18 protein-coding genes are annotated in these 21,527 nt (G+C 67.0%); 9 read left to right on the top strand and 9 right to left on the bottom strand.

The genetic code is table 11. From position 1 onward, the window contains the following. Positions 1 to 2 precede the first annotated feature (2 nt). The gene (locus TSB10P1A_RS11545; protein WP_186388079.1) at positions 3 to 2,678 is read left to right on the top strand and encodes a nitrate reductase; all 2,676 of its coding nucleotides are present in this window, start codon (positions 3 to 5) and stop codon (positions 2,676 to 2,678) included. After that, entirely contained in the window at positions 2,653 to 3,777 is a 1,125-nt protein-coding gene (locus TSB10P1A_RS11540) for an NAD(P)-dependent oxidoreductase (RefSeq protein ID WP_186388078.1), read from the top strand. The genes TSB10P1A_RS11545 and TSB10P1A_RS11540 overlap by 26 nt, the downstream gene beginning before the upstream one ends. Before the next feature lie 79 nt (positions 3,778 to 3,856). Here the strand turns inward: TSB10P1A_RS11540 and TSB10P1A_RS11535 are convergent, their stop codons facing one another. From TSB10P1A_RS11535 to TSB10P1A_RS11525, 3 genes are all read right to left on the bottom strand, one after another. Further along, positions 3,857 to 5,017 carry an osmoprotectant NAGGN system M42 family peptidase gene (locus TSB10P1A_RS11535; RefSeq protein WP_186388077.1) on the bottom strand — a complete coding sequence of 387 codons (1,161 nt, stop codon included), beginning with the start codon at positions 5,015 to 5,017 and terminating at the stop codon, positions 3,857 to 3,859. Further along, positions 5,014 to 6,765, bottom strand: coding sequence for an N-acetylglutaminylglutamine synthetase (ngg, locus tag TSB10P1A_RS11530; protein WP_208987093.1), 1,752 nt, complete (start codon positions 6,763 to 6,765; stop codon positions 5,014 to 5,016). Before ngg ends, TSB10P1A_RS11535 begins: the two co-directional genes overlap by 4 nt. Positions 6,766 to 6,898: 133 nt before the next feature. Further along, positions 6,899 to 8,674: an N-acetylglutaminylglutamine amidotransferase gene (locus tag TSB10P1A_RS11525; protein WP_186388075.1), complete on the bottom strand. Its 1,776-nt coding sequence runs from the start codon at positions 8,672 to 8,674 to the stop codon at positions 6,899 to 6,901. Between the two features lie 214 nt (positions 8,675 to 8,888). Here TSB10P1A_RS11525 and TSB10P1A_RS11520 point away from each other — a divergent pair, with 214 nt between their 5' ends. Then, complete coding sequence (locus TSB10P1A_RS11520; protein ID WP_244293087.1) at positions 8,889 to 9,389, top strand: MarR family winged helix-turn-helix transcriptional regulator; 501 nt, start codon at positions 8,889 to 8,891, stop codon at positions 9,387 to 9,389. Between the two features lie 63 nt (positions 9,390 to 9,452). On the opposite strand, the gene TSB10P1A_RS11515 is transcribed toward TSB10P1A_RS11520, so the two are convergent. The 3 genes from TSB10P1A_RS11515 to TSB10P1A_RS11505 all read right to left on the bottom strand — a co-directional run bounded on the left by TSB10P1A_RS11515 (position 9,453) and on the right by TSB10P1A_RS11505 (position 12,972). Continuing rightward, positions 9,453 to 10,823 (bottom strand): aspartate aminotransferase family protein, encoded by a 1,371-nt coding sequence (locus TSB10P1A_RS11515; RefSeq protein WP_186388074.1) that lies wholly within the window; start codon positions 10,821 to 10,823, stop codon positions 9,453 to 9,455. 31 nt (positions 10,824 to 10,854) lie between these two features. Next, a complete protein-coding gene (locus TSB10P1A_RS11510) occupies positions 10,855 to 12,342 on the bottom strand; it encodes an NAD-dependent succinate-semialdehyde dehydrogenase (RefSeq protein ID WP_186388073.1) in 1,488 nt (495 codons plus the stop codon). Positions 12,343 to 12,486: 144 nt separating this feature from the next. Then, entirely contained in the window at positions 12,487 to 12,972 is a 486-nt protein-coding gene (locus TSB10P1A_RS11505) for an Lrp/AsnC family transcriptional regulator (RefSeq protein WP_208984856.1), read from the bottom strand. Between the two features lie 192 nt (positions 12,973 to 13,164). Between TSB10P1A_RS11505 and doeA the strand changes: the two genes are divergently transcribed. Together doeA and argE are read left to right on the top strand one after the other, a co-directional pair. Further along, on the top strand, positions 13,165 to 14,349 hold the full coding sequence (gene doeA / locus TSB10P1A_RS11500) for an ectoine hydrolase DoeA (protein ID WP_186388072.1): 1,185 nt from the start codon (positions 13,165 to 13,167) through the stop codon (positions 14,347 to 14,349). 18 nt (positions 14,350 to 14,367) lie between these two features. Further along, positions 14,368 to 15,531, top strand: coding sequence for an acetylornithine deacetylase (argE, locus tag TSB10P1A_RS11495; RefSeq protein WP_186388071.1), 1,164 nt, complete (start codon positions 14,368 to 14,370; stop codon positions 15,529 to 15,531). Positions 15,532 to 15,559: 28 nt separating this feature from the next. Here the strand turns inward: argE and TSB10P1A_RS11490 are convergent, their stop codons facing one another. From TSB10P1A_RS11490 to phnF, 3 genes are all read right to left on the bottom strand, one after another. After that, positions 15,560 to 15,913, bottom strand: coding sequence for a DUF5368 domain-containing protein (locus tag TSB10P1A_RS11490; protein WP_186388070.1), 354 nt, complete (start codon positions 15,911 to 15,913; stop codon positions 15,560 to 15,562). Positions 15,914 to 15,924: 11 nt separating this feature from the next. After that, entirely contained in the window at positions 15,925 to 17,229 is a 1,305-nt protein-coding gene (locus TSB10P1A_RS11485) for an FAD/NAD(P)-binding oxidoreductase (protein WP_186388069.1), read from the bottom strand. Positions 17,230 to 17,349: 120 nt separating this feature from the next. Next, a complete protein-coding gene (phnF, locus tag TSB10P1A_RS11480; protein ID WP_186388068.1) occupies positions 17,350 to 18,108 on the bottom strand; it encodes a phosphonate metabolism transcriptional regulator PhnF in 759 nt (252 codons plus the stop codon). 279 nt (positions 18,109 to 18,387) lie between these two features. Between phnF and phnG the strand changes: the two genes are divergently transcribed. The 4 genes from phnG to TSB10P1A_RS11460 are packed head-to-tail and all read left to right on the top strand — an operon-like array spanning position 18,388 to position 21,525. After that, positions 18,388 to 18,855, top strand: coding sequence for a phosphonate C-P lyase system protein PhnG (gene phnG, locus TSB10P1A_RS11475; RefSeq protein WP_244293086.1), 468 nt, complete (start codon positions 18,388 to 18,390; stop codon positions 18,853 to 18,855). After that, positions 18,855 to 19,481 carry a phosphonate C-P lyase system protein PhnH gene (gene phnH / locus TSB10P1A_RS11470; protein WP_186388067.1) on the top strand — a complete coding sequence of 209 codons (627 nt, stop codon included), beginning with the start codon at positions 18,855 to 18,857 and terminating at the stop codon, positions 19,479 to 19,481. Before phnG ends, phnH begins: the two co-directional genes overlap by 1 nt. Continuing rightward, on the top strand, positions 19,481 to 20,599 hold the full coding sequence (locus TSB10P1A_RS11465; protein ID WP_186388066.1) for a carbon-phosphorus lyase complex subunit PhnI: 1,119 nt from the start codon (positions 19,481 to 19,483) through the stop codon (positions 20,597 to 20,599). The genes phnH and TSB10P1A_RS11465 overlap by 1 nt, the downstream gene beginning before the upstream one ends. Next, positions 20,596 to 21,525 carry an alpha-D-ribose 1-methylphosphonate 5-phosphate C-P-lyase PhnJ gene (locus TSB10P1A_RS11460; RefSeq protein WP_186388065.1) on the top strand — a complete coding sequence of 310 codons (930 nt, stop codon included), beginning with the start codon at positions 20,596 to 20,598 and terminating at the stop codon, positions 21,523 to 21,525. The genes TSB10P1A_RS11465 and TSB10P1A_RS11460 overlap by 4 nt, the downstream gene beginning before the upstream one ends. The last annotated feature ends 2 nt before the right edge of the window (positions 21,526 to 21,527 follow it).

Below are 21,527 nucleotides of genomic sequence, written 5' to 3'. Positions count from 1 at the left end.
TCATGCCGGACAGCGTGCGCACGACATGTCCCTATTGCGGTGTCGGCTGCGGGGTGATCGCCACCCGTCATGACGACGGCCGGGTCAGCGTTGCCGGCGACCCGGACCATCCGGCAAATTTCGGACGATTGTGTTCGAAGGGATCGGCGCTGGCCGATACGCTTGTCGACGCTGAGCGGCTGCTGCATCCGGAAATCGGCGGCGAACGGGCCGACTGGGGAGCGGCGCTCGATCTCGTCGCGGCGAAGTTCTCGCAAGCGATTGCCGAGCACGGGCCGGATAGCGTTGCCTTTTATGTGTCGGGTCAGATCCTCACCGAGGACTACTATGTCGCCAACAAGCTGATGAAGGGCTTTATCGGCTCGGCGAATATCGACACGAACTCCAGGCTCTGCATGGCCTCGTCTGTGGCGGGGCACCGCCGCGCCTTCGGTGCCGATACGGTGCCCGGCACCTATGAGGATCTGGAGCAGGCCGACCTTGTGGTGCTGGTCGGCTCCAACCTTGCCTGGTGTCATCCGGTGCTGTTCCAGCGGCTGGAGGCCGCGCGGGCGGCGCGGCCCGGGCTCAGGGTCGTGGTGGTGGACCCGCGGCGAACGGCGACGGCCGCGGTCGCCGACCTGCATCTCGCCCTTCGTCCCGACACGGACGTGGCGCTGTTCAACGGATTGCTCGCGCATCTTGCCGAGGTGGGCAAGCTCGACCGGACCTATCTTGCGCGGCATACGAGCGGCGTGGAGGCCGCGCTTGCCGCCGCCGGTCCGGCAGACCTTCGAGCGGCGGCGCGCGAGACGGGTCTCGCACCCAGTGACATCGCCCTGTTCTACCGCTGGGTGGCGGAGACGCCGAGGACGGTGACCGTCTACAGCCAGGGCGTGAACCAGTCGGTGACCGGCACCGACAAGGTCAATGCCATCCTCAACGTGCATCTGGCGAGCGGGCGGATCGGCCGACCGGGTTGCGGTCCCTTCTCGGTGACCGGCCAGCCGAACGCGATGGGCGGACGCGAGGTCGGCGGCCTCGCCAACATGCTGGCGGCGCATATGGCGCTGGAAAATCCGGACCATCGCAAGCTGGTGCGGGACTTCTGGCAAAGCCCGCGCATCGCCGAGCGACCGGGGCTGAAAGCCGTGGAGATGTTTCAGGCGGTGCGCGGGGGACGGATCCGCGCGATCTGGATCATGGCGACCAATCCGGTCGACAGCCTGCCGGATGCGGATGCGGTGCGCGCGGGGCTTGAGGCCTGCGAGTTCGTCGTCGTGTCCGACGTGACCCGCCGCACCGACACGGTGCCCTGTGCCCACGTGTTGCTGCCAGCCGCGGCCTGGGGCGAAAAGGACGGCACGGTCACCAATTCCGAGCGCCGGATCTCGCGGCAGCGGGCCTTTCGCGCACCTGCCGGCGAGGCGCGGCCGGACTGGTGGGCACTTGCCGAGGTGGCGCGGCGGATGGGCCATGCGGACGCGTTCGACTACCGCGCGCCCGTTGACATCTTCCGTGAGCACGCAGCGCTCTCGGCAGCGGGCAATGGCGGCAGGCGGGATTTCGACATCGGCGCCCATGCCGGGATTGCGGCGCAGGACTACGAGACGCTGGCGCCGTTCCAGTGGCCACAGCCGGCGGGTGCAAAGGAAGGCCGGGCGCGGTTTTTTGGCGATGGGAGCTTTTACACCGGCGACGGGCGGGCGGTGCTGGTGCCGGTCGCTTATGTGCCGCCGCGAACAAATCCGCGGCGCTATCCGCTGGTGCTCAATACGGGCCGCATTCGCGACCAGTGGCACATGATGACCCGGACCGGGCTGAGCCCGCGCCTTTTCACCCATCTCGCCGAACCGTTCTGCGAGATCCACCCACGCGACGCCGCGACGGCCGGGCTCGAGGATGCGGATCTCGCCGTGGTCGAAAGCCCGCATGGGCGGGCCTTGCTGCGGGTGCTGGTGAGCGAGCGGGCACAGCAAGGCTCTGTCTTCGCGCCGATGCACTGGAGCGGGCAGTTTTCCTCCACTGGACGGATCGATGCGGTGGTGGCGCCTGAGACGGACCCGATCTCCGGGCAGCCGGGATCGAAGTTCACGCCGGTCTCGGTCCGGCGCTTCGCCGCGCGCTGGTACGGGTTTGCGGTGATGAGCGCGCGCCCGGCAAGCGTGGGCACCGACTACTGGGCACTGGCGCCGGCGGACGGCGGCGTCAGGCTGGAATGCGCCGGGGCGGATGACGTGGACCTTGTCGCCCTAGCAGGCCGGCTGTCCGGCTGCGATCCAGCAGCAGGCCTTTCATACCTGGACACGGCGAGCGGCGACCTGCGCATGGCCTGGTTCGAGGGAGAGCGGCTCCTTGCTGCGTTCTTCTTCTCGCGCGGGCCGGTGGCCGTGTCGCGGAGCTGGGCGTCGGGGCTGCTTGCCAGTGGCGCGCTTGCGGAGCGTGAGCGGTTCTCGTTGCTGGCGGGTCGTCCCGGCGGTGCCGCGCGGGACATCGGCGCCATCGTCTGCTCCTGCCGCGGCATCGGCGTCAACCAGATCGCTGCGGCTGCGCGCGGAGGTGCGGTGAGCGTAGCGGCGATCGGCGAGGCGCTGGAGGCCGGGACCCAGTGCGGTTCCTGCCGTTCGGAGATCGGCGCGATCCTTGCCCGGCTCGAACAGGAGGAAGCGGATCATGCGCCGATTGCGGAAGCCGTCTGAGGCAGTGGAGGGCGTGAGGGCGCCACGGGTAGGCAAGCTTGCCTGCCTGCCGGTATTTCTGCCGCTGGCCGGTCGTCCGGTCCTGGTCGCCGGTGGAAGCGATGCGGCCGCCTGGAAGGCGGAACTGCTGGCGGCAGCCGGCGCCGAGGTCCATGTCTGCTCGCCCGAGCCGGGCGATGCGATGCGCGGCCTGCTGGAGGACGCCGCCGTCGACGGCCGGCTCGTCCATCATGCCAGGGACTGGAGCCCGGACAGCCTCGCCGGCATGGCGGTGGCGCTCGCCGATGCCGAGGACGACAGGGAGGCAGAGCGCTTCGCCGCCGCTGCGAAAGCCGCCGGCGTGCCTTGCAACGTGATCGACCGGCCGGACTTCTGCGACTTCCAGTTCGGCTCCATCGTCAACCGCTCGCCGGTGGTCGTCGGCATCTCGACAAGCGGGGCCGCGCCGATCCTGGGGCAGGCGATCCGCCAGCGGATCGAGACTCTGCTGCCGAATGCGCTCGCCGACTGGGCCGCTCTCGCCGCGCGCATCAGGACCGGAGTGATGGCGCGGCTGCCCGCCGGCCGCCGCCGGCGGCTGTTCTGGGAAGACTTTGCTGGCCAGGCCTTCTCGGGCCGGCCGCCCGTCGGGGGCGGGCGAGATTGGGAGGCGGTGGTGTCGCGGCTGGCGCTGGCCGGTGCGATGGAGACCGGATCCGTGACGCTCGTCGGTGCCGGGCCGGGGCCGGCGGAGCACCTGACCATGAAGGCGATCCGCGCGCTGCAAGGCGCGGATGTGGTCCTCTATGGCGAGGGGGTATCTGGCGAGGTGCTGGATCTGGCACGGCGGGAGGCACGCCGGCTGCTGGTTGCCGGTGTCAGCGGCAAGGGTTCGCCGGATCGCGAGGGCGTAGCGTTGGCGGCGCAACTGGCGGCACAGGGACGCCAGGTCGTGCGTTTGGTCCCGGGCGACGGCAGCAGCGAGGAAGCGGCCGCGTTCCTCGATGCGCTGCACCGGCAGGGCGTGGCAAGCCGGCTGGTGCCGGGTGTCGGGGATGCCGCGGACGGCGAGGCGGCGGGTGTCGCTGTAGTGTCCCGTCGCGCGATGGGGCGGGAATGACATCGCAGGCCGGGGCCCGGCTGGCTTGCCGCCCGCCGATGAACGCGCGCGCAGTGCCGTGGCTGGGCGTGAAGGTTCGCTACGGCAGATCGGAGTTCTCGGCGTCGGGGGTCAGCGTCTGCTCCGCCTCCGCCGTCGGCTGGCGGGTGAAGCCGGAGACGCCGGCCGTTTCCTGGTAGTCGCGCGGGATCTCCACCGGGCTCGACGCATAGACGGTGATCAGTTCGGCGAGCGAACGCAGCGCATGCATGTGGATGCGCTCATAGCCATGCGAACTGTCGACGCCGAAGGTGATCAATGCGGTGCGCACATCGGCGCCGGCCTCGATGGCACTGGCGGAATCGGATCGATAGTAGCGGAAGACATCCTTCTGGTAGCGGATGTCGTGCTCCTGGCACAGCTCCACCAGCTTCTTCGTCAGATGATAGTCGAACGGGCCCGTCTGGTCGGCCATGGAGAAGGTGACGCCGAACTCGCTCGAATTCTGTCCCGGCGCGGTGGTGCCGTTGTCGATGGCGACCAGGGAGGCGACGTCGTGGGTGATGATCGAGGAAGCCCCGACGCCGACTTCCTCGGCGATGGTGAAGAGCCAGTGGATGTCGACCGGTGTTTCGGCCTCGGCCTCGGTCATGGCCTTCAGTGCGGCGAGCATCACCGCGACGCCTGCCTTGTTGTCGAGATGACGGGAGATGATGAACCCGTTGTCGGGGAACTCCGGCTGCGGATCGATGGCGATGATATCGCCGATCTCGATGCCGAGCCGGTCGAGATCGGCGCGGCCGAAGGCGAGCGCGTCGACGCGCAATTCCACGTGATCCCAGCCGATGGGAGAGGTGTCGATTTCGTCGTTGAAGGTATGGCCCGACGATTTCAGCGGCAGGATGGTGCCGCGATAGGCGCCGGAATGCGAGAACAGGGTGACGCGGGCGCCTTCGGCAAAACGCGCCGACCAGTTGCCGATGGGAACCAGCGACAGCCGGCCATTGTCCTTGAGGAACTTCACCTGGGCGCCGAGCGTGTCGAGATGCGAGACAAGGGCGCGCGCGCCTCGCGTCTGATGGCCGCGGCGGATCGCCCTGATGGCGCCGCGCCGGGTCAGTTCGACCGGCAGCCCCAGCCGTTCCAACTCGGCCGAAACGTGTCGCACCACGGTGTCGGTGTAGCCGGTCGGGCTCGGGATCGCGAGCAGTGCCTTCAGGGTCTGCGCGAGATAATCGGTATCGATGGTCAGCCGCGTCATGCCGCCCCCTGGTTCGCATGCTGGTCGATGACGGCCTGGCGGGCGGTCGCCGGCATCGAGAGCGGAAACAGCAAGTCGACGAAGCGTTCCGCCGTCGGCTGCGGCTCGTGGTTGGCGAGGCCCGGTCTCTCGTTGGCCTCGATGAAACGATAGTCGGGGCCGGTGGGCGAGGCGACCATCAGATCGATGCCCGTCACCGGGATGTCGATGGCGCGAGCCGAGCGGACAGCCGCCTCGACGAGTGCCGGGTGGACGATGTCGGTGACGTCGTGGATGGTGCCGCCGGTGTGCAGATTGGCGGTGCGGCGCACCTGTAATTCGGCGCTGCTCGTCAGCACGTCCTCCAGATCGTGGCCGGCCTGGGCGATGGTTCGCCGCGTCTCGGCGTCGAGCGGAATGTGGGACTCGCCCCCGGTGGCGGCAGCGCGGCGGCGGCTCTGGGCCTCGATCAACTCGCGAATGCTGCTGCGGCCGTTGCCGACGATCTTCGGTGGCCGGCGGACGGCGGCGGCGACGAGGCGGTAGTTGATGACGACCAGCCGCAGATCCTGTCCTTCGACAAATTCCTCCACCAGCACCGTGTCGCAGAGCTGGCGGGCCTCCTCGATCGCCGCGCGCATGTCCTCCATGCTCGCAAGCCCGACGGAGACGCCCCGGCCCTGCTCGCCGCGAGCCGGTTTGACAACGACCTTGCCATGCTGGGCCAGAAAATCCTGGAGCGCGCTGTCGCCGGCATCGGCGAGGATCTGCGCCGGCACCTGCACGCCGGCCCCTTCGACCACCTTTCGCGTGGCCGTCTTGTCGTCGCAGATCGACATGGCGACGGCGCTGGTAAGCTCGCTCAGGCTCTCGCGGCAACGGATCGTGCGTCCGCCCTGCGACAGGGAGAAGAAGCCGCGTTCGGCGTCGGTCACCTCGACGCGGATGCCGCGTCGGCGCGCCTCGCGCACGATGATCGTCGCATAGGGGTTGAGCGCGTCATCGACGTCAGGGCCGGTGAAGAGGGTCTCGTTGAAGGGGTTCTTTCGCTTGACGGTGAAATAGGGCACCCGCTGGAAGCCGAGCTTCTCGTAGAGTGCGATGGCCTGCTCGTTGTCGTGCATGACCGAGAGATCGAGATAGGCGAGGCCACGCGCGGCGAAGTAGTCCGCCAGATGGCACACGAGAGCCTGGCCGACGCCGGGATGCCGGGCCTGAGGATCGACAGCGAGGCACCAGAGCGAGGCACCGCGCTCGGGATCGTTGAAGGCGCGGAAATGGTCGACGCCGGTAACGGTCCCGAGGATCTCGCCGCTGACTTCATCCTCTGCCACGAAATAGCAGATCGAACGGGCGTCGCGCTTTGACCAGAAGAAGTCCGGCGGCACGGGAACCATGCCCCGGGCGGCATAGATGCGGTTGATCTCCTCCGCATCTGCCTGTGACGTCAGGCGGCGCAGGAAGAAGCCCGAGGGCGCTCGCTTGGAGGCGCGGTAGGTGGAAAGGTCGAGCCGGAACGTGTGCGAAGGATCGAGGAAGATCTCCTGCGGCGCGTTGGCGAGGAGCACATGCGGGTCGCGCACATAGACGGCGATGTCGCGGCGGTCGGGCAACTCGCCCTCCAGCGTCGCGACCAGCCGTTCCGGCTCGGAGAAGGTTTGTCCGAAGATCAGGCGTCCCCAGCCGAGGTCTAGGGCGCAGTCGACGGTGACCGCCGGCGCGTCGCTCGGCTGGTTGTCGATCGGCGGCTTCAGGCCGTGCTCGCGCATACGCTTGAGCCGATGAGAATAGGCGTCCCGGTGCCGTGCGTCCTTCTGGCGGGTGTCGCGGGGTGTGCGCCCCGACCCGTCGCCACGCTTTCCCCCGGTACCGCCGGTCTTGCTTGCCGTCATCGTCGTATCCTCAGATGTCGTTGGTCTGCAGCCAGAGTTCGAGCAGGGCGACTTGCCAGAGTTCCGAGCCCTGCAGCGGCGTGATATGGGCCGTCGGGTCGGTGAAGAGGCTGTCGAGATAGCCCCTCTGGAACAGGCCGCGCTCGCGTGCGGGAGCCGAGGTGAGGGCATCCCGCACCATATCCAGGTAGGGACCCTGGATGTACTTGAGCTGCGGCACCGGGAAGTAGCCCTTCTTGCGGTCGATCACCTCGTGCGGGACGACCTTGCGGGCGGCTTCCTTCAGGACGCCCTTGCCGCCCTGCGCCAGCTTCAGCTCCGGCGGAATGCGTGCGGCGAGCTCGACCAGCTCATGGTCGAGGAACGGAACGCGCGCCTCCAGGCCCCAGGCCATTGTCATGTTGTCGACCCGCTTGACCGGGTCGTCGACCAGCATGATCTCGGCATCGAGGCGCAGCGCCCGGTCGACCGGGGTTTCGGCCCCGCCCTGCATCAGGTGCGCGGCGACGAAATCGAGGGCCTCGTCCTTGTCGGCCATCCATTCGGGCGAAAGGTGCCGGCCCATCGTCTCGCGCGAGCGGTCGAAGAAGACGCGGGCGTAGTCGGCGACAACGTCATTGGAGCCGGCGAGCGGAGGATACCAGTGATAGCCGCCGAACACCTCGTCGGCGCCCTGGCCCGACTGCACCACCTTGATGTGCTTCGAGACTTCGCGGCTGAGCAGGAAGAAGCCGATATTGTCGTAGGAGACCATCGGCTCCGACTGGGCGGCGATGGTGTCCGGCAGCGACGTCATCAGGTCGGCCGAGGGCACGAAGATCTTGTGGTGGTCGGTGCCGAAGCGCTCGGCGATCAGGTCCGAATAGACGAACTCGTCGCCCTTCTCGCCATTGGCCTCCTCGAAGCCGATGGAGAAGGTCATCAGGTCCTTCTGGCCTTCCTCGGCGAGCAGGCCGACGATCAGCGAGCTGTCGACGCCGCCGGACAGCAGCACGCCGACCGGAACGTCCGAGACCATGCGGCGACGCACGGCGAGGCGCAGCGCCTCCAGCACCCGGTCACGCCAGTCGTCGGCGGACAGGCTGCTGTCTTCCTCGCGGCGAGTGTAGGAGGCGTTCCAGTAACGGTGCTCGCTGGAGCGCCCGTCCGCCTCGATCCGGCGCACGGTCGCCGGCGGCAGCTTGCGCACGCCCGCGAGGATCGTCCGCGGGGCCGGCACCACCGCATGGAAGCTCATGAAGCAGGCCAGCGCCGCGCGGTCGATGCCGGTGTCGACGTCGCCGCCGGCCAGCAGCGCCTGCAGGGTGGAGGCGAACCGCAGGCGCTTGCCTCGTTCCGCCAGATAGAGCGGCTTGATGCCGAAGCGGTCGCGGGCGAGCGTGACCGACCCGTCGCGGCGGTCATGGACGGCGAAGGCGAACATGCCGTGGAACCGCTTCACGCAGTCGGCGCCCCAAGCGTGGAATGCCTTGAGGATCACCTCGGTATCGCCATGAGAGAAGAAGCTGTAGCCCTTGGCTTCCAGCTCCTTGCGCAGCTCCGGATAGTTGTAGATGCAGCCGTTGAAGACGATGGCGAGGTCAAGCGCCGGATCGGCCATGGGCTGGGCCGCCTTCTCCGACAGGTCGATGATCTTCAGCCGCCGGTGACCCAGCGCGACGGGACCCTGTGCCATGACGCCGGATCCGTCCGGGCCGCGCGGCGACAGGCGCTCCGTCATCCGGGCAACCGCCTCCGCATCCGCAAACTGTCCATCGAAGCGAAATTCGCCGGCAATACCGCACATGAAAGGAAGCCCCTTTGCTGTTTCTCGTGTTGCCGCAAGGCCGGTTTTCCCGGAGGCTTGCGGATGACATCTGCCACCAGAAAGGGCGCGGGGCCCGTCGCTTCGGCGGCTGGCTTGCGCTATTAGTTAGAATACAAATCATTTGAAATCAAATCTTTTGTGCTGTAATTGTTTGTGCAAGCCATCGAATAGGATCCAGCGCTAGGAGAGACCCGTGACGGACGAACGCGCAGCCGCCCAAAAGGATGCAAGCGATGTCATTCGCTCGATCCGGCGGATCGTGCAGGCGATGGATGTCCGGTCGAAGCGGGTGGCGCGCGAGACCGGCCTGACGATCCCGCAGATCGTCGTGCTCAACGCGGTGCGGGACTTCGCGGCGGCGACAACGGCGCAGATCTCGCGCGTGGCGAATATCAGCCCGCCGACGACGGTGACGATCCTGGAGAAGCTTGAGCTGCGCGGTCTCATCACCCGGCGCAGGAGTACGATCGATCGCCGCATCGTGCACACGGAGCTGACGGAAAGCGGCAAGGCGGTGCTGGCCGAGGCGCCGCCGCTCATTCACAAACGCTTCTTTTCCGGCATGGCGGCGATGAGCGCCGAGGAGCAGGCATCGATCATCCGCGCGTTCCACACGGTTGCCGACCTGCTGGAGCCGGATGAGCCCGGAGGCGGCACCGGCAATGGCCCCGCGGAAGCGGGTCTTCCGGCCTGAGCCAGAAAAAAGGGCCGGAGCGTGTGCTCCAGCCCTCTTGTGCCGTGTTGGCGATTTGCCGGTTCAGGCAAAGACCTCGGCGACGGCGGCGCGCGTCGCCTCGACGACGCGGTCGGCCTCCGCGCTTGTGAGGCAAAGCGGCGGCGCGAAGCCGAGGATGTCGCCCTGGGGCATGGCACGGCCGATGACGCCGCGCTTCAGGAGGGCGCTGGCGACCGCCGGGCCGACCTTGGCGGAGGCGTCGAAGAAGCGGCGCGAGGCCTTGTCGTTGACGAATTCCACCGCGCACAGCAGCCCCTCGCCGCGCACGTCGCCGACCTTCGGGTGGTCGGCGAGGGCGGCACGCATGGCCTGGTTGAAATAGGCGCCGGTCTCGCGGGCATTGGCGACAAGGCCCATGTCGTCGATGAGCTTGAGATTGGCGACGCCGGCGGCGGCACCGATCGGATGGGCGGAATAGGTCCAGCCATGGCCGATCGGGCCGTTCTCGTCGGTGCCGCGCTCCAGCACCTCCCAGACCTTTTTGGAGATGATCGAGCCGGACAGCGGCGCATAGGCCGAGGTCAGGCCCTTGGCGATGGTGATGATGTCGGCCTCGATGCCGTAGTGATCGGAGCCGAACATGGTGCCGAGACGCCCGAAGCCGGTGACCACCTCGTCGGCGATCATCAGGATGTCGTGCTTCTTCAGCACGCGCTGGATCTCGTTCCAGTAACCAGCCGGCGGCGGCACGATGCCTCCGGTGCCCAGGACCGGCTCGGCGATGAAGGCGGCGATGGTGTCGGCGCCCTCATTGGCGATCAGCTCTTCCAGTTCGGCGACGCAATGGGCCGTGAAGTCGGCCTCGCTCATGTCGAGGTCCGGGCGGCGGAAATAGTAGGGCGCCTCGGTGTGGAGCACCTGGGCGAAGGGCAGGTCGAACTTCTTGTGGAACAGCTCCAGACCGGTGAGCGAGCCGGTCATCAGGCCGGAGCCGTGATAGCCGCGCCAGCGCGAAATGATCTTCTTCTTCTGTGGCCGGCTGAGGACGTTGTTGTAGTACCAGACCAGCTTGACGTTGGTCTCGTTGGCATCCGAGCCGCCGAGGCCGAAATAGACCTTCGACATGTTGGCGGGTGCGCGCTCGACGACCATCTTCGCCAGCGTGATCGAGGTCTCGGTGCCGTGACCGACATAGGCGTGATAGTAGGCGAGTTCCTTCGCCTGGGCGGCAATGGCCTCGGCGATCTCGGTGCGGCCGTAGCCGACATTGACGCAGTAAAGCCCCGCGAACGCATCCAGCAGGCGGTTGCCGTCACGGTCCTGGATGAAGACGCCTTCACCCCCGGTGACGATGCGCGAGGGGCTTTCGCCGCGCGCATGCTGTGCCAGATGGGTGGAGGGGTGGAAGAAGTTCTCCCGGTCCCACTTGTCGAGCTGGTCGTTGGTCAGCATGGATAGCTCCCTTGGTTGAGGCCGATGGGCATCAGGCCCAGTCGCGGCAGACATATTTGAGGTCCATGAAGGCGCGCATGCCGTCAGCCGCGCCCTCCCGGCCGATGCCGGATTGTTTCATGCCGCCGAAGGGAATCGGCGCTCCGGTCACCTTGGTGCGATTGACCGCGACCATGCCGTAGCGCAGGGCCCGCGACAGGCGGTAGATGCGGCGCGGGTCCTCGCTGTGGATGTAAGCGATCAAGCCGTATTCGCTGTCATTCGCGATTCCGATGGCCTCGTCCTCGCTGTCGAAGGGGCGGATCGCCGCTACCGGGCCGAAGGTCTCCTCGCGCATGATCAGCGCGTCCTCCGGCACGTCGCACAGCACGGTCGGCGCGTAGAAGAGCGGACCGGCCGGAAGGCGCTTGCCGCCGGTGAGGAGCTTGGCGCCGCGCTCCAGCGCATCGGCGACATGTGCCTCCTGTTTGGCGACAGCGGGCTCGTTCATCAAGGGGCCGATGGCCGGGTCTTCGAGCCCTGGCCCCACGGAGAGCGCCGCAGCCGCTTCCGCGAAGCGCTTGCAGAACGCCTTGTAGAGCGGCCGGGCGACGAGGAAGCGATTGGCGCCGAGGCAGTCCTGACCGGAGGTGGCGAACTTCGCCTTGATGGCCTCGGCGACCGCGCGGTCGAGATCGGCATCCGAAAAGACGAGGAAGGGGGCGTGGCCGCCGAGTTCCAGCACCAGACGTTTCACCGTCGAGGCGGCCTGCCGGTAGATCAGGCGGCCGATTTCGGTGGAGCCGGTAAAGGACGCGGCACGCACGCGGGTGTCCTCCATCCACGTCCCGACAATGGTTGCCGCATCGCCGGTGACGACGTTGAACACGCCCGCCGGAAAGCCCGCGCGCTCCGCCAATTCGGCAAGCGCCAGGGCGGAGAAGGGCGTCTCATGCGAGGGGTGGACGAGGACGGTGCAGCCAGCGGCAAGGGCCGCGGCCGCCTTGCGGGTGATCATCGCACAAGGGAAGTTCCAGGGGGTGATCAGCGCTGCCACGCCGACCGGCTCTAGCCAGGTCTCCATCTCCGCGTCCGGCAGGTGCGAGGTGACGCTCTGCGTGTCCGGCCGGCGGGCTTCCTCGGCGTAGAACTCGACAAAGGCGGCGGCATAGTCGATCTCGCCGCGCGCCTCGGAAATCGGCTTGCCCTGCTCCAGCGTCATCAGCCGGGCGAGGTCTTCGCGGTTGTCGCAGATGAGCGTAAACCAGCGGCGCAGCAGATGCGCCCGCTCCTGCGGAAGCAGGGCCGACCAGCCTGCAAACGCGCGATGGGCGGGATCGATGGCGGCACGCGCCTCGTCCGCGGACAGGCTTGCCACGTCGCCGATGCGGCTGCCGTCGGCCGGGTTGCGCACCGGGAAGGTGCGGCCGTCCGCCGCCGCCGACCAGCGTCCGGCGACATAGGAGAACTGCCTGAGCAGGCGGGCATCGTCGAGAAGGGGGGCGGTCCGTTCCGCGGACCTGGTGTTCGGTGCCGTCATGTTCCGTCTCCCGCATGTGGCTGGGGTCAGTGCGCCGCCATGTGCGGCACAGGGACAGCATGGCGCGAAAACGGGGGAACAAGCGTCTTAACCACACCTGCCGTGGAGACGATTCGTCTTTTTTGCGGCGTACCGGCAGGCCGATCAGTCTGCCTTGCCAAGTAGCAGATCAAGGGGCGGGGCGTACCCGGTCTTCACCGGTTTCGTGACGATGTAGGTGTAGTAGCGGGCAAGCCCGAGCCCCTGGTCTAGGAGGCGGTCGATCAGCCGCTGATAGCTGTCGACGTCTCGGGTGACCACCTGCAGCAGGTAGTCGAAACCACCACCGAGCGCCCAGCACTGGACGATCTCCGGATACGCCTCCACAGCCCGCTCAAAGGCCTGAAAGGCCGCGGAACTGTGGTTTTCCAGCTCCAGAGTCACAAAGACGGTGACGTGGGGGGCGGTCTTGCGCAGGGCGACCTCGGCCCGATAGCCCTCGATGACCCCGGCTTTTTCGAGCCGCTTCAGACGCTCCCAGCAGGGGGTCGGGCTGAGATTTATCCGGCGCGCCAGCTCCGCCTTGGACAGGCGGCCTTCGCGGGAAAGCACCTTCAGAATGGCGATGTCGCGGTCGTCGAGGCGGATCATGCAGGCGTCATAGCGGGATTGAGGCAGGAGAGTCCATCTGCCAGACGACACTGGGCAGTGCAAGACGCCGACCTCGGCCTCCGTCTGACGGGTTTTCAAATGGTGGGGCCAGCGTGCAAAGTGCAGAACGATTTGCCGGCTGGTCGCGTGAAGCCTCCGGTCGATGGAGCCGGCCGACGAGGAGAGACAGGAATGCCGGGCACTGATCTTCCGTTTTCTGATGCGGAGTTCTCAAGGCGGCTCGAAAAGGTCCGCAAGGCGATGCGCGAGAAGGATATCGACGTGCTGTTCGTCGAGGATCCCGCCAACATGGCCTGGCTGACCGGCTATGACGGCTGGTCCTTCTATGTCCACCAGGGCGTGCTGGTGTTCCATGACGTCGATCCGATCTGGTGGGGACGGCGGCAGGACGCGAACGGCGCGGTGCGCACGGTCTGGATGGCGGATGAACGGGTTGCCTTCTATCCGGACCACTTTGTCCAGTCGACGATCTGCCATCCGATGCAGACGCTGGCGGAACTGATCCGTGAGGCGGGTCTGGCGAAAGCCCGGATCGGTGTCGAGCTGGAGAACTACTATTTTTCCGCCAAGGCCTTCCTGACCCTGCAGGAAGAGCTGCCGCAGGCGACCTTTGTCGATGCGACGGCGCTGGTGAACTGGCAGCGCGCGGTGAAGTCCGACGAGGAACTGGTGTTCATGCGTCGCGCTGCCCGGATCTCGGAGAAGATCATCGACGGCATTTTCGACCGGATCCATCCCGGCATGCGCAAGACGGATCTCGTCGCCGACATCTATGCCGATGCGATCCGCGGCACCGAGGATGCCTGGGGCGACTATCCCTCCATCGTGCCGCTGCTGCCGAGCGGCTCGGATGCCGCCGCTCCGCACCTGACATGGGACGGCCGGCACATCGCCGCCGACACGGCGACGTTCTTCGAGATCGCCGGCTGCTACCGCCGCTATCACGTGCCCTTCTGCCGAACGGTCTATCTCGGCAAACCGCCGCAATACCTGCTCGACGCGGAGGCCGCACTGGTGGAGGGCCTTGAGGCTGGGCTGGAAGCTGCGCGTGCGGGCAACCGGGCCAGCGACATCGCGCGGGCGCTGGGCGCTCCGCTGGAGCGCGCCGGCATCGACCGGGCGGCGCGTTGCGGCTATCCGATCGGCGTTTCCTACCCGCCGGATTGGGGCGAGCGGACGATCTCGCTCCGCCCTGGAGACGATACGGTGCTGGAAGCGGGCATGACCTTTCACTTCATGCCCGGCCTGTGGATGGACAATTGGGGCCTTGAGATCACCGAGAGCATCCTGATCCGGGACGACGGGCCGGCGGAGTGTCTGTGCAACCGCCCGCGCGCGCTCTTCGTCAAGGACTGAGATGGGACGCGGGACCGCATGGCGCTGATCGACGACATGAAAAGCCTGCTCGCGGAGTTGATCGCCTTCGCCACCGTTTCGAGCGACAGCAACCTGGAACTCATCGCCTGGGCCGCCGACCGCTTGGGAGAACTCGGCGCCGACACCCGGGTGATGGTCGACGAGACCGGGAGCAAGGCCAACCTGTTCGCGACCATCGGTCCGAACGAGGATGGCGGCATCGTCCTGTCCGGCCACAGCGATGTCGTACCGGTGGCGGATCAGGACTGGTCATCCGATCCATTCCGCATGCGCGAGGCGGACGGGCTGCTCTATGGGCGCGGTGCCTGCGACATGAAGGGGTTCATCGCGGCGGTGCTGGCGACGGCGCCGCTCTTTGCCGCGTCGAAGCTGTCGCGCCCCGTCCACATCTGCCTGACCTATGACGAGGAGGTCGGCTGCCTTGGCGCGCGCAAGCTGGTGAGCGAGTTGCCCGGCATGGGGGTGCGGCCGGCGCTCGCCGTGATCGGCGAGCCGACGGAAATGCGGATCATCGAGGGACACAAGGGCTGCTGCGAATACACAACGACCTTTCGCGGACTGGAAGGGCATGGTTCCGTCCCCGATGCCGGCGTCAACGCGGTGGAATACGCGTTGCGCTACGGCATACGACTGATGGAGCTGAAGGAGCAGTTGAAGGGGAGGGCGCCGGCTGCCAGCCGCTTCGAGCCGCCCTGGACGACGCTGCAGCTTGGGCGGCTGATGGGAGGGGTGGCGCATAACGTCATCCCCGGGCTCGCCAGCCTCGACTGGGAGATGCGCCCCGTCACCGAGGCTGACCGCACCTTCGTCTGCGAGGCCATCGATGCCTATGTCCATGACGAGTTGTTGCCGGCCATGCGCAGCGTGCATCCGCAGGCCTCGATCCGCCGCGAGGTGGTGGGCGAGGTCGCTGGCCTCGAACCGGTCGAGGAAAACGAGGCCCGGCGCATCGTTGCCGAACTGACGGGCGCCAACGGCGCCGATGTGGTGTCCTTCGGAACCGAGGCCGGGCTTTTCCAGCAACTCGGCATGTCGGTGGTCGTCTGCGGGCCGGGCTCGATCGCCCAGGCTCACAAGCCGGATGAGTTCGTTTCGCTGGAGCAGTTGCACGCCTGTCTGGCGATGCTTGAACGGCTTGCCGGACGCCTCGCAGTCGCGTGAGCGTCCGGCATCGTTTCGACGGGCGGCGTTACTGAACCCGCCGGCTTCCGATCAGGGCCTGCGCCACATAGGCAAGAATGGTCAGTCCGATGGCGCCGGCAACGCCGATCAGGATCATCACGATCGCGTCGATCGGCCCGCCAAGATCGGAAAAACCGGAACTGGTGATCGTCAGCACGAAGTAGATCGCGGCGAGCGCTCCGATAGGGGCGAGCAACTCGGCGCGCAGCAGCCAGTTGCCGACCAGGCGGCGTTGGCGCAGCAGGACGAAGATAAAGGCCACCGTGATCGCCGCGGCAACCACGACGAGGAGCCAGAACAGCGCCGGTCCGAACATCTCCTCGAACACGGCGATCATGGTTGAAAGCGTGAGTTCCTTCATGGCGTCCTCCCTTAGGCGCGGCCGCGCAGCATGGCGTTGTAGGTGGCTTTCAGGGCGATCTCCTTCATCAGCCAGGAAACCCACAATTCCTCCAGCGGCGCGATCAGGCCGGGGAAGGAGGGGACGAGATTGTCCTTGTAGTCGAATTCGACGAGCATGGCTCGGCCGATACGGGTGATCAGCGGGCAGGACGTGTAGCCGTCATAGCTGGCGGTGCTTTCCTTGCCGGCGATCTGGGCCGCGATATGGTCTTCGACCACGGGCACCTGCCATTTGACGCTGGCGGCCGTCTTTCCCTTGGGAACGCCGGCGATGTCGCCGATGGCGAAGACCTCGGGATAGCGCAGGTGGCGCAAGGAATGCTTGTCGACCTCGACCCAGCCGTCAGCCGCAAACGGGCCCTCCTGCCAGGAGAGCGGGCTGTTGAAGCGGATCGCGTCGGGTGCCCGCATCGGCGGGATGACATTGGTGAAGTCGTAGCCGATCTCCTTGCGCCCTTCGGGCGTATCGAAGGTCGCGATGCGCTTGCCGGGGTCGATGGCGACCATCACGTGGTTCTTGACCGTGTCGAAGCCGCGCTCCTCGAACAGCATGCGGACCTTCTCGTTGACGATCGGCACCGAGAAGAAGGCGCCGCCATGCGCGGCGTAGATGATCTTCACCTTGCCGCGGGTGCCCTTGCGTCTGGCCGTATCGTCGGTGAGGAAGGCATATTTGAGCGGGGCGCCCGCGCATTTCATCTCGGTCGCGGGGCGGGTGAAGAGGGCGGTGCCGCCCTTTTCCGTGAAGCGGCTCATTTCCGCATAGGTGGCGGCGGCCTGATCTGGGCCGGCATATACGGCTCCGATGCCGTTGCTGCCGATCAGATCCGTCGACATGCCCTCGATCGCGTCGAAGTCGAGCTTCAGGCCGGTCGCGACGACAAGGTAGTCGTAAGAGAGGGCGCGCCCGGACGTCGTGACCACGCGCTTGGCCTCAGGATCGACTTCCGCGGCAGCTTCCGCGATCCAGTCGACATTGCGGGGCAGCCACTCGGCGGTTGTGGAGACCGAGTAGGATGCGGGCTTCAGGCCGGCGGCGATCAGGGTGAAGCCGGGCTGATAGTAGTGTGCCTGACGAGGGTCGAGCAGCGTGATCCGGGCACCCGGCAGCCGCGTCGCCAGACGATTGGCAAGCGCCGTGCCGGCCGCGCCGGCTCCAAGAATGAGGATCTGTGCTCCGGTCGCCACCGGTTGGGCACGCGCGGAGCCAGTCTGCGCGACAAGCGCCGACGCAGCGGCGGCCAGCGCGAGAAACTGTCGTCTGTTGGCAAGCAAGGCAGTTTCCTCCTGATCGGGATGCGTTTCGCTCAACGGCCCAACACCCCTTTACATTCGTAGTTGCGAATAATATAAATTATATACGTCATGCAGTGATCTGGCGCAAGCGCGATGCTCTCAGCCGCGCGCCGGGAGGGGTTTGTCGCGGTCGTTGGCCACCGACAGACTGACCCGTTCGGCCGCAAAGCGGCTGTGGCTCGCCTGGATCGGGTGTCCTTCGGAATCCGCGTTCACCGAACGGGTGAGAAGCACGACGGCTCCAGGCTGCAGCGCAAGGTCTGCCCTGTCGGATGCGGTGGCCGGAGCGGCCGAGATTTCGGTCGAAAGACGGATATAGTCCGGGACGCCGCAAGCGGCGAGCGCCCGCGTCATCGACCCTTCCAGGCGGTAAGCATCGGGCAGGCCGGCAAACCGGCGTGCATCGAACCAGTGGACGGCGCGCGATAGGGGGATGCTGTCTGCCTCGCCCAGCGTTTCCAGCTTGAGGAGAGGCGCGCCCGCTTGCAGGTGCAGCAGGGCGGCGAGGTCGGCAGAGGCCGGCTCTTCCGATACGTCGATCAAACGGGTGACGGCCTGTGTCACCTGTCCGCCGAGGCCGGCGGAAAACCGGGTGCGGGGGCCGATCGGATAGGTCACGCGGCGGCGCGGAACGATGGCTGTACCACGGCCCTGAACGGTTTCGACGATGCCCTCTCGGGCAAGCGCTGCGAGAGCCTGACGCACGGTGTGGCGGTTGACGTCGAAACGGGCGGCGAGCACCGCCTCCGTCGGCAGGCGACCTGTGTCGTCATGATCGCCATTGCCGATGGCGGCGCGAATCTCGTCGGCGATTTGCCGCCACAGGGCAACGCCCGTTTGCCGTTCAATGCCGGTCATGCGCTTCCTTTCGCCCTCGGTTCGGCCGCCATCTTCCTTCTAGAGCAAAGACGCCGGCTCAGACAGCCACCCGGTCGGATCGCGGATTGGCGCGGCCCGTCATGCCTCCGTCACTCGATCCGCGTACAGTGTGAACTGTCGGTTGTCTATAATACTAGACAAATAACGTGTACGGATGTAGGTAGCGCATGTTGGGCGGCGCCGATGGGCGCGGGGCTGCTTGCGAGAGCGCCTGTTGATACAGGCGCTCGCAGCCCAGGAGAGACGACGGAGTTGCGGATGGCGAAGGCAGAGACGGCAGGCGGCTCTGAACAGGGACTGAAACGGCTGATGGATGTGCTGGCTGCCTCGCCGGGCGATGAGATCGACGCCTGTGCCGAGGCGCTCGGATCCCTGCCGGAGGCGGCGCCGGTGCGGGGACCCGAGATCGGGCTGGTGATGGTGCGCGGCCGCATCGGCGGTGACGGCGCGCCCTTCAATCTCGGAGAGGCTGCGGTGACGCGGGCGACGGTCCGGCTTGCGAGCGGGGCTGTCGGTCATGCCTATGCGTTGGGGCAGGACAGGGCAAAGGCGCGGCTTTCGGCTGTGCTCGCGGCCATGTGGAGCGAGGGCGCGCGCCGAACAGACATCGAGGCGCAGGTATTGGCGCCATTGGCCGCAGCCCGTGCCGAGGAGGTCTCCCGCGTCAAGCGCGAGGCCGCCGCAACCCGAGTCGACTTCTTCACCATGGTCCGGGGAGACGACTGATGTCCGATGCCCGTCTTTCGACGCTCGCCGTTTCCGGCGGGTTCAGCGATCCGGTGTTCGAAGCGCAGGCCGTCTTCCGCGCGCTGATGGACGTGACGGCCCGACCCGGCACCGTTCACACTCTTCCTGCAGGCGTCGCGCCGCCCGCTCCCCTTGGGCAAGGTCCGGGCGCCGTCGCGCTCGCGCTCTGCGACCCCGACACGCCGGTCTGGCTGGATCGCGATATCGACAGCGAGAGTGTGCGCGCATGGCTGTCTTTCCAGTGCGGAGCGCCGCTGGCACAAGGGCCGGAGAGATCCGCCTTCGCCTTCGTGAAGGGCGAGACCATGCCGGACATGGCCGATTTTGCGTCTGGAACGCAGGAGTATCCCGACCGCTCGACGACGCTGGTGGTCGAGGTGGAGGCGCTGGATGGCGGCGCCGCCCTCAGGCTTGAAGGACCCGGTATCGACGGGCAGAGGCGGATCGCCCCGCGCGGTCTTCCGGCTACGTTCATGACGCAGCGCGCCGCCAATCGGGCGCTCTTTCCGCGCGGCGTGGACGTCGTTCTGGTGGCGGGGCTGTGCATGATGGCGCTGCCGCGCAGCACGGTCGTATCCCATGTCAACGAGCCGGAGGCAGGCTGATGTATGTCGCAGTCAAGGGCGGCGAGGCGGCCATCGCCAACGCCCACAAGATGCTCGCCGACCGCCGTCGCGGCGACCGGTCGTTGCCGTCGATCACAGTGGAGCAGATCGTCGAACAACTTGCGCTGGCCGTCGACCGGGTGATGGCGGAGGCCTCGCTCTACGCGCCGGATCTGGCGGCGCTGGCCGTCAAGCAGGCGCGGGGCGACATGATCGAGGCGATCTTCCTGCTGCGCGCCTATCGCACGACGCTGCCGCGCTTCGGCGCCTCGCAGCCGGTCGAGACCGGCGAGATGATCGCCGAACGGCGGGTTTCGGCGACTTACAAGGATCTGCCGGGCGGACAGGTTCTCGGCCCGACCTTCGACTACACGCATCGCCTGCTCGATCCCGCGCTTGCCGGCGACGAGGCGGTAGAGACCGCGCCGGCGCGCGACAGCGAAGGCGAGCCGCTGACCCGCGTCGCCGATATCCTCGCCCAGGAAGACCTGATCGAGCGGGCCTTCACCGGTGACTCGGCCGAGATGCCGCGGGAGCCCTCCGGCGACCTGACGCGCGAGCCGATGGAGTTCCCGATGGCTCGGGACCTGCGTCTCCAGGCGCTTGCGCGCGGCGACGAGGGCTTTCTGCTGGCGCTCGGCTATTCCACCCAGCGTGGCTATGGACGTACGCACCCCTTCGCCGGCGAGATCCGCATCGGCGAGGTCGAGGTGGAGATGGACGTGCCGGAACTCGGCTTTGCCGTCTCGCTCGGCCGCATCCGGGTCACGGAATGCCAGATGGTCAACCAGTTCGCCGGTTCGGCGAAGCTGCCGCCGCAATTCACCCGCGGCTATGGCCTCGTTTTCGGCCAGTCGGAGCGCAAGGCGATGGCGATGGCGCTGGTCGACCGGTCGCTGCGCGCCGGAGAATTGGGCGAGGACCGGGTCGCTCCGGCACAGGACGAGGAATTCGTCATTTCCCATGCCGACAACGTCCAGGCGACGGGCTTCGTCGAGCATCTGAAACTGCCGCATTACGTCGACTTCCAGGCCGAACTCGATCTCGTCCGCCGGATGCGGGCGGAGTTCGAGGTGCGGCAGTCGCGCGACCATGACACGCAGGAGGCCGCCGAATGAGCGCCGCAGCCGCACTCGGCGAAGACCTCGCCACTTACAATTTCGCTTATCTGGACGAACAGACGAAGCGGATGATCCGCCGGGCGATCCTGAAAGCCATCGCCATTCCCGGCTACCAGGTTCCCTTCGCCAGCCGTGAGATGCCGATGCCCTATGGCTGGGGCACGGGCGGCGTGCAGGTCACCGCCTCGATCATCGGGCCGCAGGACGTGCTGAAGGTCATCGACCAGGGGGCGGACGACACCACCAACGCGGTGTCGATCCGCGCCTTCTTCCAGAAGGTCGCCAGCGTCGCGGTGACGACGAAGACCCGCGAGGCGACGATCATCCAGACGCGCCACCGCATTCCGGAGGAAAAGCTCCAGGCAGGGCAGGTGCTGGTCTACCAGGTGCCGATCCCCGAGCCGCTGCGCTTTCTCGAGCCACGCGAGACGGAAACCCGCAAGATGCACGCGCTCGAGGAATACGGGCTGATGCACGTCAAGCTCTACGAGGACATCGCCCGCCACGGCCATATTGCCACCACCTATGCCTATCCGGTGCTGGTCGCCGGCCGCTATGTGATGGATCCCTCGCCGACGCCGAAATTCGACAATCCGAAGATGGACATGAGCGATGCCTTGCAACTCTTCGGCGCCGGCCGGGAGAAGCGCATCTATGCCATCCCGCCGCATACAAGGGTCGTCAGCCTCGATTTCGAGGACCATCCCTTCGAGATCCAGACCTTCGACGAGCCCTGTGCCCTGTGCGGTGCCGAGGGCGTCTATCTCGACGAGGTGATCCTCGACGACCGCGGCGGGCGGATGTTTGTCTGCTCGGACACCGATCATTGCGAGGACCGCCGCGCGGCCGGCCATCGCGGTCGTCTGTCGCCCGACGAGGCCTATGCGGGCCATGGCCAGGTCCAGGAGGATACGGGACGATGATG

This window comes from Stappia sp. TSB10P1A, assembly GCF_900185725.1.
Taxonomy (GTDB): Bacteria; Pseudomonadota; Alphaproteobacteria; order Rhizobiales; family Stappiaceae; genus Stappia.
The sequence above is the reverse complement of the archived record's forward strand: the minus strand, read 5'-3'. Positions and strand labels throughout refer to the sequence as shown.

Bases quoted from the DNA above. Each gene is read 5' to 3' on its own strand.
- phnF (WP_186388068.1), bottom strand. From the start codon at position 18,108: ATGACCGGCATTGAACGGCAAACGGGCGTTGCCCTGTGGCGGCAAATC.
- ngg (WP_208987093.1), bottom strand. From the start codon at position 6,765: ATGCGCGAGCACGGCCTGAAGCCGCCGATCGACAACCAGCCGAGCGAC.
- TSB10P1A_RS11525 (WP_186388075.1), bottom strand. From the start codon at position 8,674: ATGTGCGGTATTGCCGGCGAATTTCGCTTCGATGGACAGTTTGCGGAT.
- TSB10P1A_RS11545 (WP_186388079.1), top strand. From the start codon at position 3: ATGCCGGACAGCGTGCGCACGACATGTCCCTATTGCGGTGTCGGCTGC.
- TSB10P1A_RS11540 (WP_186388078.1), top strand. From the start codon at position 2,653: ATGCGCCGATTGCGGAAGCCGTCTGAGGCAGTGGAGGGCGTGAGGGCG.
- phnG (WP_244293086.1), top strand. From the start codon at position 18,388: ATGGCGAAGGCAGAGACGGCAGGCGGCTCTGAACAGGGACTGAAACGG.
- TSB10P1A_RS11510 (WP_186388073.1), bottom strand. From the start codon at position 12,342: ATGACGGCACCGAACACCAGGTCCGCGGAACGGACCGCCCCCCTTCTC.
- TSB10P1A_RS11465 (WP_186388066.1), top strand. From the start codon at position 19,481: ATGTATGTCGCAGTCAAGGGCGGCGAGGCGGCCATCGCCAACGCCCAC.
- TSB10P1A_RS11535 (WP_186388077.1), bottom strand. From the start codon at position 5,017: ATGACGCGGCTGACCATCGATACCGATTATCTCGCGCAGACCCTGAAG.
- argE (WP_186388071.1), top strand. From the start codon at position 14,368: ATGGCGCTGATCGACGACATGAAAAGCCTGCTCGCGGAGTTGATCGCC.
- doeA (WP_186388072.1), top strand. From the start codon at position 13,165: ATGCCGGGCACTGATCTTCCGTTTTCTGATGCGGAGTTCTCAAGGCGG.
- TSB10P1A_RS11515 (WP_186388074.1), bottom strand. From the start codon at position 10,823: ATGCTGACCAACGACCAGCTCGACAAGTGGGACCGGGAGAACTTCTTC.
- TSB10P1A_RS11505 (WP_208984856.1), bottom strand. From the start codon at position 12,972: ATGATCCGCCTCGACGACCGCGACATCGCCATTCTGAAGGTGCTTTCC.
- TSB10P1A_RS11460 (WP_186388065.1), top strand. From the start codon at position 20,596: ATGAGCGCCGCAGCCGCACTCGGCGAAGACCTCGCCACTTACAATTTC.
- phnH (WP_186388067.1), top strand. From the start codon at position 18,855: ATGTCCGATGCCCGTCTTTCGACGCTCGCCGTTTCCGGCGGGTTCAGC.
- TSB10P1A_RS11490 (WP_186388070.1), bottom strand. From the start codon at position 15,913: ATGAAGGAACTCACGCTTTCAACCATGATCGCCGTGTTCGAGGAGATG.